This window comes from Arthrobacter sp. zg-Y238 (assembly GCF_024385525.1).
GTDB classification, from domain to species: domain Bacteria; phylum Actinomycetota; class Actinomycetes; order Actinomycetales; family Micrococcaceae; genus Arthrobacter_B; species Arthrobacter_B jinronghuae.
The window spans coordinates 14,713-28,672 of the sequence record NZ_JANFLU010000003.1 but is presented as its reverse complement, the minus strand read 5'-3'; the positions used below and the strand labels follow the sequence as shown (position 1 = coordinate 28,672).

Below are 13,960 nucleotides of genomic sequence, written 5' to 3'. Positions count from 1 at the left end.
CGGGTACCGTAGGGTTAGGAAAAACGCCCGAAGCTAGGAGTATTCATGAACCTGATCCTCAAACTGCTCGGAACCGGAGCGAGCATCCTCTCCGGAATCGTCGCCGCCAAGGTGCTGGACTTCGCCTGGACCAAGGCCACCGGCAACGAGCCGCCCAAGGATGCCGAAGGCAGCCTGGAAAACAGCCTCCGCTCCGCCGTGGCGTTCGCCGTGGTCTCGGGTGCCGTCAGCCAGGTCATCCGCGTGCTGACCAACCGCGGCACGCAGCGGGCCATCCAGCGCTATCAGAAGACGCCGGAAATCGTCTAAGCCTTTGAATACTCCGCCGTTGGTGGAGGCAGGGGCGCTCAGCCCTCGGGGTTTTTCCCCGGGCGCTGGGCGTCGCTGTTTAACGCTTCCCCCGCTCCGGTTCCGCGGGCGCGCAGCATCTCATCGTCGTCGAGCTCCCCGGTGTAGCTCTCCCCCGGGTCGTCATCCACGCGCGGATCATCCTCCTCGTCTTCGAGCGCGTCCTCTTCCGCCTCCCGGAGCAGGCGCTGCGCGCGTTCGACGACGTCGTCCAGTTCGTCGATGACCAGCAGCTCGGGCCGCAGGTGCTTGGTCCGGTAACCGGCCCGGCCGACCATGTGCGCCGAGACCGGTGCGGTCAGGAGCATGAAGATCCAGGCCACGAACAGGATAGGAAGCAGTTTCCAGCTGCGGAACTCCACGGCCATCGCCAGCAGGAACAGCAGCAGCCCAAGCACCTGGGGTTTGGTGGCTGCGTGCATGCGGCTGAGCAGGTCGGGGAAACGGATCAGGCCGATGGCGGCGGCCAGGGACATCAGGGCGCCGCCGAGCATCAGCACGGCCGTGATCACGTCATAGACGGTCTCTTCCATGGTGCTACCGCCTGTCCGTTACGAAGCGGGCAACCGTCACGGACCCGATGAAACCGATCAGGGAGATAGCAACCACCAGGGCCAGGTAGTCCAGGTTGCGGTAAACGATCATGTCCGTGATCAGGGCCGCGCCGACGATGGCCAGCAGCACGTCCGAGGCCAGTACCCGGTCCAGGATCGAGGGACCGCGGGCAATCCGGTAAATGGCACCGGCGCCGGCCACCGCCAGCATGACGGACACGGCCACCACAGCTGCGCTCATCATGCCCGGCCTCCAATCTTTCGTTTCCGTGTTTCAGCGGTTTCGGCGCGCAGGGCGGCCAGCTCCTCTTTCGTTCCCAGGGTGCGGATCAGCCAGGCCTCGGCGTCCAGGGCATCTGCCCGCACTCTCTCGGCCTGTTCCGCCGTGGACACGTTCAGCGCATGCAGGTACAGAGTCGAGGTGGAACGGTCGACGTCGACAATCAACGAGCCGGGGATCAGGGAAAGCACGTGGCCGGTGGCCGTGACCAGCAGGTCCGAGCGGCTGCGCAGTTTCACCCCGATCACCCCGTTGCGGATCCGCGGTCCACGGACAACCGCCAGCCAGAACACGTGGAAGCTGGCCTGCACCAGCTTGTAGAGGAAGCGCCCGGCGAAGAGCAGCGCGTAGAGCGGGTTGAACCTGCCGCTGAGTTCCACGGGCGGGAGGTAGAAGATGTTCGCCACGAAGAAGGCGATCACCGTTCCGAAGATCAGGTTCCCGGCGCTGAAGTCCTGCCACAGGGCCCCCCAAAGGAACACCAGCCAGATCAGCAGGGGCAGTTCCTGCAGCAGCGGAACCCGGGACCGGCTGCGCATGCGTGCTTCCTTGGTCATTCGGCTGCTCCCTCGCCCAGAACCGCTTCAATGTACGGCGTGCGGTCCAACAGGTCCCGTGCGGCGCCATCACTGAGTGAAAACAGCGGCCCGGCGGCCACGGTCAGGGCGACGCCGAGTGCGACCAGGCCCACCGTCGGGTAAACCATGGTCCGGGGCAGCAGATCGACGGATTCCTTGCCGGAGAACCGCCCCGTGGCATGCTCGATGACATGCTCGGAGCTGCGCAGGCTGGACCCGTCGGTGCTGGTGGCCAGCAGGATCGGGTCCGGATGCACGGCGTCCTCGGGGGTACGCCAGAAGGCACGGTTCCATACCCGTGCCATCACCAGCAGGGTCAGCAGGCTGGTGGCGGCGCCCGCACCCACCAGGACATACGCCAGCGGGGTGCCCAGTTCCACACCGGCCTGCATCAGGCCGAGCTTGCCCAGGAAACCGGAGAACGGCGGGATGCCGGCCAGGTTGATGGCCGGAATGAAGTACAGCACGGCCAGCAGCGGCGACAGCCGCGCCAGCCCGCCGAGCCGGTCCATGTTAGCGGTTCCGCCGCGGCGTTCAATCAGGCCCGTCACCAGGAACAGGGAAGTCTGCACCGTAATGTGGTGCACCACGTAGAACACGGTGGAGCCGATGCCCACCACGGAGGCAATCGCCAGGCCGAACACCATGTAGCCGATGTGGCTGACCAGGGTGAACGAGAGCATACGTTTAATGTCGGTCTGCGCCAGGGCACCCAGGATGCCCACCAGCATGGTCAGCCCCGCCACCACCATCAGCAGCGTGTTGATCCGGTCCCCGGGGAAAAGCAGGGTCTCGGTGCGGACCATGGCGTAAACACCCACCTTGGTCAGCAGGCCGGCGAACACGGCGGTGACCGGGGCCGGGGCGGTGGGGTACGAGTCAGGCAGCCAGAAGGACAGCGGGAAGATGGCTGCCTTGATGCCGAACGCCACCAGCAGCATCAGGTGCAGCATCAACTGCGTCGCGGGATCCAGCTCGCCGAGCTTCAGCGCCAGGTCTGCCATGTTCACCGTGCCGGTGGCGGCGTAGATCATGGCAATCGCAATCAGGAACAGCAGCGAGGACACCACGCTCACCACCACGTAGGTCACGCCGGCGCGGATGCGCGGCGTAGTCCCGCCGAGGGTCATCAGGACATAGCTGGCGGTCAGCAGGATCTCGAAGCCGACGTACAGGTTGAACAGGTCCCCGGCGAGGAAGGCGTTGGAAACGCCTGCCACCAGGATCAGGTAGGTCGGGTGGAAGATCGAAATGGGTCCGTCTTCGTCGCCGTCGGCCATGCCCTGGCCGGCGGCATAGATCAGCACGGAGAGGCTGATGGCCGAAGAGACCACCAGCATCAGCGCGGAGAACTGGTCCACCACCATGGTGATGCCGAACGGCGGAAGCCAGGCGCCCAGGTTTACCGCCTGCGCACCGTTTTCCCACACCGAGGACAGCAGGACGACCTCAAGGAGCAGGGTGAAGCTGAGGATGCTGATGCTCACCACGCGCTGGGAGCGCTGGTGGCGGATCAGGATGAACGCGAGGGCGGCACCGAAAACCGGGAGCACCACCGCCAGCGGTGCAAGGCTGGCTGTGTTCATCGGTTCACCTCCGGTTCGTTTTGTGTGTTGCCGCGCTGGGAGCCGGGAGCCTCTTCGGCTTCCTCCGGCGGAGTGAATTCCGTGGTGTCCTCCGGGACGTCTGCGTCATCTTCGGCATCGAAGCTGCTCTGGCTGGCCACGCGCCGGTCCTCAATGTCGTCCTGGACCTCGTCCTGCCGGCCCAGTACCCAGGACCGGTAAATGATGCCGAGCATAAAGGCGGTGACCGAGAAGGAAATCACGATCGAGGTCAGGATGAAGGCCTGCGGCAGCGGATCGTTATACGCATCCGCCGCGATGTCCTTGTTGAAGATCGGGGCGAGCCCCGCGGCTCCGCCGGTGGCGAGCAGCAGGATATTGGTGGCATTGCTGAGCATGGCCAGGCCAAGCACCACCCGGGTCAGGCTCCGCTCAAGCAGCAGGTAGATGCCGGCCGCGTACAGGCACCCCATCACCAGCAGGAGGGTGAGGTTCACAGTCACCGTGCCACCTCTTCCTCTTCGGGGCGGGAGCCGGCGTCGGCATCGGCGTCGGCGTCGGAACGGATGGCAACGTCAATGATTTCCGGTTCCTCCACAATGCTTTCGTCGTCGTCATCATCGGCGTCGGCCTCGCTGCGCTCGTCGATCTCCGAGCCCAGGCTGCGCAGGACATCCAGCACCAGCCCCACAACCACCAGGTAGACGCCGATGTCGAAGATCGTGGAGGTGACGAACTTGACCTCCCCGAAGACCGGCCAGGTGAATTTGAGAATTGCGCTCTGCAGGATCTGCCCGCCGAAGAACAGCGGTGCCGCTGCGGACAGGGCAATCACGCCCAAGCCGCCGCCCAGCAGGGTGCCGGCGCTGACCGGACTGGCTTCGGCCAACTCAAAGCGGCCGCCGGCAAGGTAACGGATGGTCAGCGCGAGTCCGGCCATCAGACCGCCGGCGAACCCGCCGCCGGGCAGGTTGTGTCCGGCGATCAGCAGGTAGACCGAGAACAGGATGACGGAATGGAAAAGCAGCCGGGTAACGACCTCGAAGATGATGGACCGACGCTCGGGCGCAAGCGTCCGGCCTGCCACCAGCCAGGCGTCACGGCCAACGCTGGAGAATTTGCGGGCAAGCGCGAGGGTAGCCTGACGGCGCCCGGTGGGAGCAAACTGCTCGCGGCCCCGGTCCACTGAACCGCTGGCCACTCCCTCCGCCCGGCGCCGCTTGTCGCCGCGTCCGCGGACGAAGATCAGGGAGGCAAGGCCGGTGGCCGCGATGGCCAGCACCGTGATTTCGCCGAACGTGTCCCAGGCGCGGATGTCGACCAGCGTCACGTTGACGATGTTGGATCCGCCGCCGCCGTTGTAGGCCAGCTCCGGGAAATCGAGGGATACCGGGGTGGCGACCCGGGACGCCATGGCAGTCATGGCGAACACCATCATGCTGGCGCCGAAGGCGATGCCCAGCATGGCGCGCAGGAAGCGGTGGCGCTTGGGTTCGCGCTTCCACAACCTGGCCGGCAGGGACCGCAGGGCCAGCACGAACGCCACCAGGACTATGGTTTCGACGAGCATCTGGGTCAGGGCGAGGTCCGGGGCGCCCTGCAGCGCAAAGATCAGGGCAATGCCGTAACCGCTGACGGAAACCATCAGCACGGCCAGGAAACGCTTGGTGGCGCGGGCCGCTGCAACGGCGCCCAGGACCACCGCCGCGCCGATTACGGCCTGCAGCGGGGTATCGAACCAGCGGAAGTCCTGCGGCAGGGGCGCGGACCGCAGGATCAGAGCCATCAGCGGCGTCAGGATCGCCATGGTCAGGATGACGAACAGGTAGAACAGCAGCGAACCGCGCTGCGTGCGGCCGGTGACCCACACGGCGACGTCGTCGAGTACCCCGATGCCGCCGCGGTAGGACCGCTCGGCGTCGACCGGGAAGGCGACTTCCCGCTGGAGGTCCTCGACCTGCCGGGCCAGCAGGAACAGGACGACGCCGATGCCGAGGGTGAGCACGGTCAGGCCCAGCGCCGGGGTCAGGCCGTGCCAGAGGGCCAGGTGGGTGGGCTTGCCTTCGGCCGGGAAGAGGTCCGCGTAGGACGCAATCGCAGAATCAATCGGTGCCGGCCAGAGCCCGAATACTACGGTGACACCGGCCAGGATCGCCGGAGCTGCAAGGAAGGACCAGGACACCGCCTTGAACGGGGTGGGTGTGTAGCCTTCCTTGGCTGCGAAGGCGCCCCAGATGAAGCGGGCGCTGTAGGCAAAGGTGAGGATGGAACCGGTCACCACGCCGGCAAGCAGGAGCCAGGCGGCGATGGTTCCCTGCTGCTCGCCGTAATGCACAAAGGTCTCGTAGACCGATTCCTTGGCCACGAAGCCCAGCAGCGGCGGCACACCAGCCATGGAGGCTGCACCGATGACCGCGACGACGGCCAGTTTCGGTGCGGCACGGAAGATTCCCGAGAGTTTGCGGATATCCCGGGTACCGGCCTGGTGGTCGATGATCCCGACCACCAGGAACAGGGTCGCCTTGAAGAAGCCGTGCGCCAGGAGCAGGCCCATCCCGGCGACTGCAGCCTCCCGGCTGCCCAGGCCCACCACCAGGGTAAGGAAGCCGAGCTGGCTGACCGTGCCGTAGGCGAGGATCAGTTTGATGTCGTACTGGCGCAGTGCGCGCCAGCCGCCCAGCAGCATGGTGGCCAGGCCCAGGACCAGCACGATGGGGTGCCACAGCAGCGTCTCGGAGAAGCCGGGGGCCAGCCGGGCGATGAGGTAGATGCCGGCCTTCACCATGGCGGCGGCATGCAGGTAGGCACTGACCGGGGTGGGAGCGGCCATGGCGGCGGGCAGCCAGAAGTGGAAGGGCACGAGCGCGGATTTCGAGACGGCACCGACCAGCAGCAGGGCGATGGCAACGTTGACCAGCGTCCCGGCGTTCACCAGTTCCGGCGCCTGCGCCAGGATCTCCGAGATCCGGTACGTCCCGGCGGCGGTGCCGAGGATGATCATGCCGACCAGCATCGCCAGGCCGCCGAAGGTAGTGACGATCAATGCCTGCAGCGCCGCACGGCGGGCCGAGAGCCGGTGCGCCGAGTACCCGATCAGCAGGTAGGAAAGGATGGTGGTCAGTTCCCAGAAGATGAACAGCAGGATGAGGTCATCTGCCGTAACCAAACCGAACATGGCGGCGGCGAACGCCAGCAGCTGGGCGCCGAAGCTGCCCATCTTCGGGTCATTCGGCCGGAAGTACCGGGCGCAGTAGAAGAGGACCAGGGCACCCACGCCCAGGATCAGGATGGAAAGCACAGCCGCAAGGGTGTCCATCCGGAAGGCCAGTTCCACCCGGAGCTCGGGAATCCAGGCAATGGTGACCGACGGCGGCGCGTTCGGTGCGCCGGAGGCCAGCGTCTGGTCCGCGCCGGTGTACCGGGGGAAGGTGGCCATCAGCCAAACGAACGCAGCGGCCGGGAAGGCGGCGAGGATGTAGAACGCGGACCGACCGATCCTGCGGAACACCAAGGGCGCAACCAATGCCACCGCAAATAAAACGGTGAGCACAAACAGCACTATGATCTCCCGGGCTCTTTTGTCGATGTTTCAGCCTGATTTTGGCTGCAGTTATCAAGGGGGGTGGTCAAGGTCGTATGTACATTCTACCCATGGCATACGTACGCCCTCCTATTCGGGCCGTTCGGCAAAGGAACCGGCCACCGGCGTTTTGGGCGTTGAATACCGTCACCGGCCGCGGCAGCCGCTAGGCTCAGCGGCATGAGTCTCAGCACACAAAAATCGTCTCCGGGTGTCCCGGCGCCGGGCGCCGCCGCACCTGCACGCTGGAAGCAGGTGGCGGCCTGGGCTGCCTGGGACTGGGGGTCCGCTTCCTTCAATGCGGTGATGACCACCTTTGTGTTCACTGTCTACTTGACCTCGGAGCAGTTCGGGGACAAAGACGAGAACTCCGCCGTCCTTGGCGCCGGCCTCGCCATTGCCGGTGTTGCAGTGGCCGTCCTCGCGCCGGTCACCGGCCAACGGTCGGACGCGGGTGGGCGCCGCCGCACATGGCTCACCGTCAACACCCTGCTGACCTGCGCCCTGGTCGCGGCGTGCTGGTTTGTTTTCCCCGCCCCCGAGTTCCTGATCCTGGGCGTGGCCCTGATCGCCGTGGCGAACCTGTTCTTCGAGTTCGCGGGCGTGAACTACAACGCCATGCTTAGCCAGATTTCCACACCGGCCTCGGTCGGAAAAATCAGCGGCCTGGGCTGGGCGATGGGCTATATAGGCGGAATCGCCGCCCTGGCGCTGGTGCTCGTGGGCTTTGTGCAGCCCGATGTCGGCTGGTTCGGCGTCACCTCCGAAGACGGACTGAACATCCGGGCCGTTGCGCTGTTTTCCGCCGTCTGGTTCCTGCTGTTCGCCCTGCCGCTGATGTTCACCGTGCCCGAGGTTCCCCGGCAGGACGCAGTGGCACGGCTGGGGATCCTTGACTCCTACAAGCTCCTGTTCCAGCGCATCAAGGCCCTCTTCCGGACCGACCCGCACACCATTTACTTCCTTCTCGCCAGCGCCGTCTTCCGGGACGGTCTGGCGGCAGTATTCACCTTCGGCGGCGTTATCGCGGCCGGCACGTTCGACTGGGAACTGTCAGAGGTGATTATGTTCGCCATCTTCGGCAACGTGGTGGCCGCCGCCGGGTCCGTGGTCGGCGGCTTCCTCGATGACCGTTCCGGCCCCAAGGCCGTGATCGTCGGATCGCTGATCGGACTGATCCTTGCCGGCACGGCCATCGTGGTGCTGGGTCCGGGCGACCAGGACCTGTTTGGGCTGCAGTGGACCGGCGACACCACGTTCTGGATCTTCGGCCTGCTGCTGTGCCTGTTCGTTGGCCCGGCCCAGTCCGCATCCCGGGCGTTCCTGGCCAGGCTGGCCCCGGAGGGCAAGGAAGGCGAGCTGTTCGGCCTGTATGCCACCACCGGGCGGGCGGTCAGCTTCCTGGCCCCCGCCCTGTTCTCGGCCTGCATCGCGATCTTCGGCAGCCAGCGGTACGGCATTATCGGCATTATGGCCGTGCTGCTGGCGGGCCTGCTGGTCCTGCTCCCGGTCCGCTCCCCCGCAGCACGGACCGTTCCGGCCGCGGATAAGGAGTAAGCGCAGGGGTTTCGGCTCGCAGGCGTGGCTACGGGTCCGGCCTGCGGGCCTGGCTCCGGCGGCAACGAAATTCCTTCGCTCGCAGAGCTCGCTCGGAATATTAAAGCCGCCTCCGCCAGGCCCTCCGGCCGGACGGTCACGACGGTCTCGCCGCCTCCGCCAGGCCCTAGGAGGCGCTGACGCCCGCCGTGTCCTCGTCATTCGAGGCAGCAGTGACATCCGTGCGGTGGAAGTTCAGGTGGCTGCGCGACGCCGTCGGGCCTCGCTGGCCCTGGTACCGGTTGCCGTAGCTGCCGGAGCCGTAGGCGTGCTCCGCCGGGGAGCTGAGCCGGAAGAAGCACAGCTGGCCGATCTTGGAGCCGGGCCACAGCTTGATGGGCAGCGTTGCCATGTTGGAAAGCTCGAGCGTGACGTGGCCGGAGAAACCGGGGTCAATGAAGCCTGCCGTGGAGTGCGTCAGCAGCCCAAGCCGGCCCAGCGAAGACTTGCCCTCCAGCCGCGCGGCAATATCGTCCGGCAGGGTGACCTGCTCGTAGGTGGAACCCAGGACGAACTCTCCGGGGTGGAGGATGAACGGCTCGTCCGGAGCCACTTCCACCAGGCGGGTCAGTTCGGGTTGGTCCTGCGAGGGATCGATGTGGGCGTACTTGTGGTTGTCGAATAGCCGGAAGAAGCGGTCGATGCGCACATCGACGCTGGAAGGCTGGACCATTGCGGGGTCATAGGGGTCCAGGGCAATCCGGTTGTCGGCAATCTCGGCTCGGATGTCGCGGTCAGAAATCAGCACTCTTCAAAAATAGCGCATGCCCCTAGCGGCCGATTTCCGTCCGCACCGCATAGAGCTCGGGGAAAAACGTCAGTTCGAGGGCACGCCGCAGGAAGCCTGCGCCGCTGGAACCGCCAGTACCCCGCTTCATTCCGATGGTGCGTTCCACGGTTTTCAGGTGTCGGAAACGCCACAGCTGGAAATTGTCCTCGAGGTCCACCAGTTCTTCGCAGGCCTCGTAGACGTCCCAGTTCCCGGCGGGGTTTTCGTAGACGTACTTGTAGACCGCAAGCAGTGACTCGTCATACACATGTGCCTGCGTCACGTCCCGGTCCAGGAGTTCCGGCGCCACCGCGTAGCCGCGCCGGGCAAGATAGCGGATGAACTCGTCGTAGATGCTGGTCCGGGACAGCAGTCCGGACAACAGTTCCTGAGCGGCCGGGTCTGCTGCGAACACGGCAATCATTGCCTCGTTCTTGTTGCCCAGCAGGAACTCCACGGCACGGTACTGGTAGGACTGGAAGCCGCTCGAAGCGCCCAGGTCATCGCGGAATTCGGAATACTCGGACGGGGTCAGTGTCGCCAGCACGGACCACTGTTCGGTCAGCGAGCGCTGGATGTGCTTGATCCGGGCAATTCCCTTCATGGCCGAACGCAGGTCATCCGCCGCCAGCCGCGCCCGCACGGCGAGCAGCTCGTGCAGGACGAGCTTCAACCACAGCTCCGAGGTCTGGTGCTGGATGATGAAGAGCATCTCGTCGTGGTGCTCCGGGCTGCTCACCGGATGCTGCGCGGAGAGCAGTTCATCCAGGGCAAGGTAGGACCCGTAGCTCATCTTGTCGCTGAAGTCCCGCTCAATGCCTGCTTCGAGGCTGCGGGTGTTCTCGTTCGGACTCATGCCCACCACGGTATCCGCTCAATATGCCAGACTTGGGGTTTTGGCACCGAGCCCTGAGAAGGAGTCCCCATGGAACCGGACAACACCCCCGAGATCCCGACAATGCCGCTGGCCAACGACGACGTCGAAGCACCCGGCGCGGCGCTTGAAGAGGCCATCACCGCAGGCCGCGAGGGCCGGATCACCAACCGCGAGGTCATGTCCGTCATCTGGACATCGGAACTGCTCAGCGTGGGGCGCCTGACGAAGGAAGACGATCCCTCCACCTTCCAGGCAGTGGTCCTGAAAGCCCCGGACGCCGACTACTCCGTGGCCGCCACCTTCACCTCCCCGGACCGCATCCCCGCGCAGCTGCGCGAAGCAGCACCGGTGGTCGTCAGGGCCAGCGGCGAAGCCACGATCCGCAGCATCGCCCCGGGATACGGCATGTCCGTGAACCCGGGACACGAAGTAGGGCTGGAGATCGGCCCGGACGTCGTGGCTTCACTTGTCGAGGCGTACGAAAAGACCGCAGCGCAGGCACAGGACCCGGCCGCTCCCGAACAGGGCTGATCCGACCGCTCCCGAACAGGGCTGATCCGACCGCGAAAGGGTCGAAAACAGCCGATTAGGTTGCGTTATGGCCATTTGATGCCGTTTTTGCAGGCCTAGCGCTTGCAGTGTCAGTGCCGGGGCCTACGCTGGGGAACCTCACAACAGAGGGAGGGCTGTACCGTGACAAACTCAAGCGTTGCTTCTTCGATCTGTTCCATCGTTCCGCCGTATCTGCTTGCCCGCCTGGCCGCCGCCGAAGACCCTGCAAAGGCAACAGCGGCGAAGTCGGCCCGTCGTGCCTTGACCGGGATCGACGGCGTGGAATCCGCGCGCTCGGCGCCGCACTCTGCGCCGTCCCGCGGATCAGGCACGGCGTTCACCCCGTCCCTGCGCCGCACGATCTCCGATGCCCTGGGCCTGGAGGAACTGCCGGGCACGGTAGTGCGGTCCGAAGGCCAGCCGGACACGGGCGACCCAGCCGTGGACGAAACCTATGACGGGCTCGGCGCCACTTACCGCCTCTTCAGCGATGCCTACGGACGTTCCTCGCTCGACGGCGCGGGGCGGGGGTTGGAGGCCACCGTCCACTATGGACGTGCCTATGACAACGCTTTCTGGGACGGCTCCCGGATGGTGCTCGGCGACGGCGACGGCGAGGTGTTTGAACGCTTCAGCAAGTCCCTCACCGTGATCGGCCACGAGCTGACCCACGGCATCATCCAGTACACCGCGCAGCTGGATTACCGCGACCAGGCCGGGGCGCTCAACGAATCAATAGCCGATGTTTTCGGCGTACTGGTCGAGCAGAAACTGCTGGGACAAACAGCGGACCAGGCGAGCTGGCTGGTTGGTGAGGGCCTGTTCACGGATCTGGTGCAGGGGCGGGCTCTGCGGTCCTTGAAGGCGCCGGGCACTGCGTACGACGACGACGTGCTTGGCAAGGATCCGCAGCCGGGGTCCATGGCGGACTTTGTGAAGACCGCGGCGGACAACGGCGGTGTGCACATCAACTCCGGAATCCCCAACCGCGCTTTCTACCTGGTGGCTGAAGCCCTGGGCGGGTATGCCTGGGAACGCGCCGGCCAGGTCTGGTACGACACCATCACCGAACGCAATTTCCCCGCCGACGCCACCTTCGCCGTCTTTGCCGCCGCCACGCTCACCGCAGCGGAAAAAAGGTACGGAGCGGGGACGGAGGAAAGTACTGCTGTGCAGGCAGCGTGGAAAGAGGTTAACGTCTTGGTATGAAACTGGTTGTAGTGCGCAGCGGCGGCTTTGCGGGCATGCAGCGCACCTGGAGCACGCAGGTCAGCTCCGAAGAAGCACAGGAGCGGTGGCTGCCGCTCCTCAGCGATCCGCCCGAAGCCCCGGACAGCGAACCGGACCGGTTCATGTACGAGATTTCGGTGGGCCCCACCGCCGTCACCATCCCGGAACGGCAAGTCAAGGGCAGGTGGCGCGAACTCGTGGAGCGGGCCCGGGCCGGCGCCGATTCTGAACCCGGCGAGGGCTCCTCCGGAGACTAGTCCGGCGGTGTTTAGCCGACCAGTCCGGAAACACTTCGGCAGCACCCGCAAACGAATTAGGCAACCGGCAGGTTCCATGTAAAGTTAGGAGCTGTGCCGGATTCCTTCCGGACACTGCGGGCGTAGCTCAATGGTAGAGCGCTAGCTTCCCAAGCTTGATACGCGGGTTCGATTCCCGTCGCCCGCTCCATTTCGGAGCAAGGCTCCACCCCCTCCCCCTGGACCGCACGGCATGCACTTTCGCTGTCAGCGTGTCAACCCCCGGCTCAAAGTCCGGGGTAATCGGCGTAGACTTGTCCGCGATGAACCGGAAAATGTTTAAGTCCAAAATCCACCGCGCCACGGTGACCCATGCCGACCTGCACTACGTGGGGTCCGTGACGGTTGACCTTGACCTCCTCGAAGCCGCGGACATCCTGCCCGGCGAGCTCGTCTCGATCGTCGACGTCGACAACGGCGCCCGGCTGGAGACGTACACCATCGCCGGCGAGCGCGGCTCGGGGGTGCTGGGCATCAACGGTGCAGCGGCCCACCTGGTGCACGTGGGCGACACGGTCATCCTCATCACTTACGCAGATATGACCACCGAAGAGGCCCGCTCCTTTGTGCCGACGGTAGTCCATGTTGATTCCGCCAACCGGATCCTGGAGCTGGGCACCGACCCGGCCGAGGCCGTGACGGAAGGCACCGAGCGTCCTCCGCTGGCCCTGGACAACACCCAGGTCATGGCCGGCAACCCGGGCGCCGCAGCCGAAGCCAGATAGCAGCATCCGGTGCTGGGGGTACTCACCGGATTCGCCGTTGTCTGGATCATCATCCTCACCGGGTATGCCATCGGCAGGCTCGGCGTACTGGGGGAAAACGCACAGACCGTACTGAGCCGCCTGGCGTTCTTCGTTGCTTCGCCGGCGCTGCTGCTCATTACGCTCAGTGATGCCGATCTGCCCACGGTCTTCTCGTTTCCGCTGCTGGTGGCCGCCGCCAGCGCCTTGGCCACGGCGCTCCTCTACGTGCTCGTTACCCGCTGGTGGCTGCGCCGCCCGTTGCCGGAAATGCTTATTTCCGCCATGTCCTCATCCTTGGTAAATGCCGCCAATCTTGGGCTGCCCATCTGCGTATACGTCCTCGGGGATGCTGCCTATATTGCACCCGTGCTGATTTTCCAGCTCGCTTTCTTCACCCCGTTCTTCCTGATGATGATGGATTCGGCCACCAGCGGCCGGCGTACCTCGGTTCGGGTTTTTGCCGGGCAGGTGGTCCGCAATCCGATAATCGTCGGCTCCCTGATCGGCCTGCTGCTGGCCGCCACCGGCACGCAGCTGCCCGAAATCATCCATGAACCGGTGTCCCTGATCGGCGGTGCAGCGGTTCCCGCCATGCTCCTTGCCTTCGGGCTTTCACTGGTGGGGTCGCGGCCCCTGACCGCCGACGGCGGCAGACGGGCCGACGTCGTCCTCGCCTCTGCCTTCAAGCTCCTGGTCCAGCCGCTGCTGGCTTTCGTACTGGCCCGCTTCGTCCTTGGGATGGAAGGTCACCTGCTTTTCGCCGTCGTGGTCACCGCGGCCCTTCCCACTGCACAGAATGTTTTCGTTGCCGCTGCCCGCTACGAAGAAGGTGTGCTGGTAGCCAAGGACACCGTGCTGCTCACCACCATTGCCTCGCTTCCCGTGCTGGTCCTGGCCGCTGCCCTGCTGACCTGAGGCAACACCCGGTTTGGCCGGTATGGATGTGGCATAAATTACGTTCAAGGCATATGGTCAAAGCGAAGGCCGCT

14 protein-coding genes, 1 tRNA gene and 1 pseudogene are annotated in these 13,960 nt (G+C 65.3%); 8 read left to right on the top strand and 8 right to left on the bottom strand.

The genetic code is table 11. The features are described from left to right. The first annotated feature begins 45 nt into the window (after window positions 1–45). Window positions 46–309, top strand: coding sequence for a DUF4235 domain-containing protein (locus tag NNX38_RS03590; protein WP_227919224.1), 264 nt, complete (start codon window positions 46–48; stop codon window positions 307–309). 188 nt (window positions 310–497) lie between these two features. Here NNX38_RS03590 and mnhG read toward each other — a convergent pair. The 6 genes and pseudogenes from mnhG to NNX38_RS03560 all read right to left on the bottom strand — a co-directional run. After that, a pseudogene (gene mnhG, locus NNX38_RS03585) lies at window positions 498–881 on the bottom strand (monovalent cation/H(+) antiporter subunit G); the annotation flags it as partial. A gap of 4 nt (window positions 882–885) precedes the next feature. Then, on the bottom strand, window positions 886–1,146 hold the full coding sequence (locus NNX38_RS03580; RefSeq protein WP_227919225.1) for a monovalent cation/H+ antiporter complex subunit F: 261 nt from the start codon (window positions 1,144–1,146) through the stop codon (window positions 886–888). After that, window positions 1,143–1,739, bottom strand: a complete 597-nt coding sequence (locus NNX38_RS03575; protein ID WP_255796789.1) for a Na+/H+ antiporter subunit E — start codon at window positions 1,737–1,739, stop codon at window positions 1,143–1,145. The genes NNX38_RS03580 and NNX38_RS03575 overlap by 4 nt, the downstream gene beginning before the upstream one ends. Further along, window positions 1,736–3,346: a Na+/H+ antiporter subunit D gene (locus NNX38_RS03570; protein WP_255796788.1), complete on the bottom strand. Its 1,611-nt coding sequence runs from the start codon at window positions 3,344–3,346 to the stop codon at window positions 1,736–1,738. The genes NNX38_RS03575 and NNX38_RS03570 overlap by 4 nt, the downstream gene beginning before the upstream one ends. Further along, window positions 3,343–3,828 carry a Na(+)/H(+) antiporter subunit C gene (locus NNX38_RS03565; RefSeq protein ID WP_229950460.1) on the bottom strand — a complete coding sequence of 162 codons (486 nt, stop codon included), beginning with the start codon at window positions 3,826–3,828 and terminating at the stop codon, window positions 3,343–3,345. Before NNX38_RS03565 ends, NNX38_RS03570 begins: the two co-directional genes overlap by 4 nt. Next, window positions 3,825–6,884, bottom strand: a complete 3,060-nt coding sequence (locus NNX38_RS03560; protein ID WP_255796787.1) for a Na+/H+ antiporter subunit A — start codon at window positions 6,882–6,884, stop codon at window positions 3,825–3,827. Before NNX38_RS03560 ends, NNX38_RS03565 begins: the two co-directional genes overlap by 4 nt. Before the next feature lie 201 nt (window positions 6,885–7,085). On the opposite strand from NNX38_RS03560, the gene NNX38_RS03555 reads away from it, so the two are divergent. After that, entirely contained in the window at window positions 7,086–8,462 is a 1,377-nt protein-coding gene (locus NNX38_RS03555) for an MFS transporter (protein WP_255796786.1), read from the top strand. A gap of 166 nt (window positions 8,463–8,628) precedes the next feature. On the opposite strand, the gene dcd is transcribed toward NNX38_RS03555, so the two are convergent. Together dcd and NNX38_RS03545 are read right to left on the bottom strand one after the other, a co-directional pair. Next, on the bottom strand, window positions 8,629–9,249 hold the full coding sequence (dcd, locus tag NNX38_RS03550) for a dCTP deaminase (protein ID WP_255796785.1): 621 nt from the start codon (window positions 9,247–9,249) through the stop codon (window positions 8,629–8,631). A 22-nt stretch (window positions 9,250–9,271) separates the two neighbouring features. Further along, the gene (locus NNX38_RS03545; RefSeq protein ID WP_255796784.1) at window positions 9,272–10,126 is read right to left on the bottom strand and encodes a tryptophan 2,3-dioxygenase; all 855 of its coding nucleotides are present in this window, start codon (window positions 10,124–10,126) and stop codon (window positions 9,272–9,274) included. A 69-nt stretch (window positions 10,127–10,195) separates the two neighbouring features. On the opposite strand from NNX38_RS03545, the gene NNX38_RS03540 reads away from it, so the two are divergent. The 6 genes from NNX38_RS03540 to NNX38_RS03515 all read left to right on the top strand — a co-directional run bounded on the left by NNX38_RS03540 (window position 10,196) and on the right by NNX38_RS03515 (window position 13,886). Next, complete coding sequence (locus NNX38_RS03540) at window positions 10,196–10,678, top strand: SseB family protein (protein ID WP_255796783.1); 483 nt, start codon at window positions 10,196–10,198, stop codon at window positions 10,676–10,678. Window positions 10,679–10,840: 162 nt separating this feature from the next. After that, window positions 10,841–11,908, top strand: a complete 1,068-nt coding sequence (locus NNX38_RS03535) for a M4 family metallopeptidase (protein ID WP_255796782.1) — start codon at window positions 10,841–10,843, stop codon at window positions 11,906–11,908. Further along, entirely contained in the window at window positions 11,905–12,186 is a 282-nt protein-coding gene (locus tag NNX38_RS03530) for a protealysin inhibitor emfourin (protein ID WP_255796781.1), read from the top strand. Before NNX38_RS03535 ends, NNX38_RS03530 begins: the two co-directional genes overlap by 4 nt. A 116-nt stretch (window positions 12,187–12,302) precedes the next feature. Next, window positions 12,303–12,376 (top strand) — tRNA-Gly (locus NNX38_RS03525). 112 nt (window positions 12,377–12,488) lie between these two features. After that, window positions 12,489–12,950: an aspartate 1-decarboxylase gene (gene panD / locus NNX38_RS03520; protein ID WP_255796780.1), complete on the top strand. Its 462-nt coding sequence runs from the start codon at window positions 12,489–12,491 to the stop codon at window positions 12,948–12,950. A gap of 9 nt (window positions 12,951–12,959) precedes the next feature. Continuing rightward, a complete protein-coding gene (locus NNX38_RS03515) occupies window positions 12,960–13,886 on the top strand; it encodes an AEC family transporter (RefSeq protein ID WP_255796779.1) in 927 nt (308 codons plus the stop codon). The last annotated feature ends 74 nt before the right edge of the window (window positions 13,887–13,960 follow it).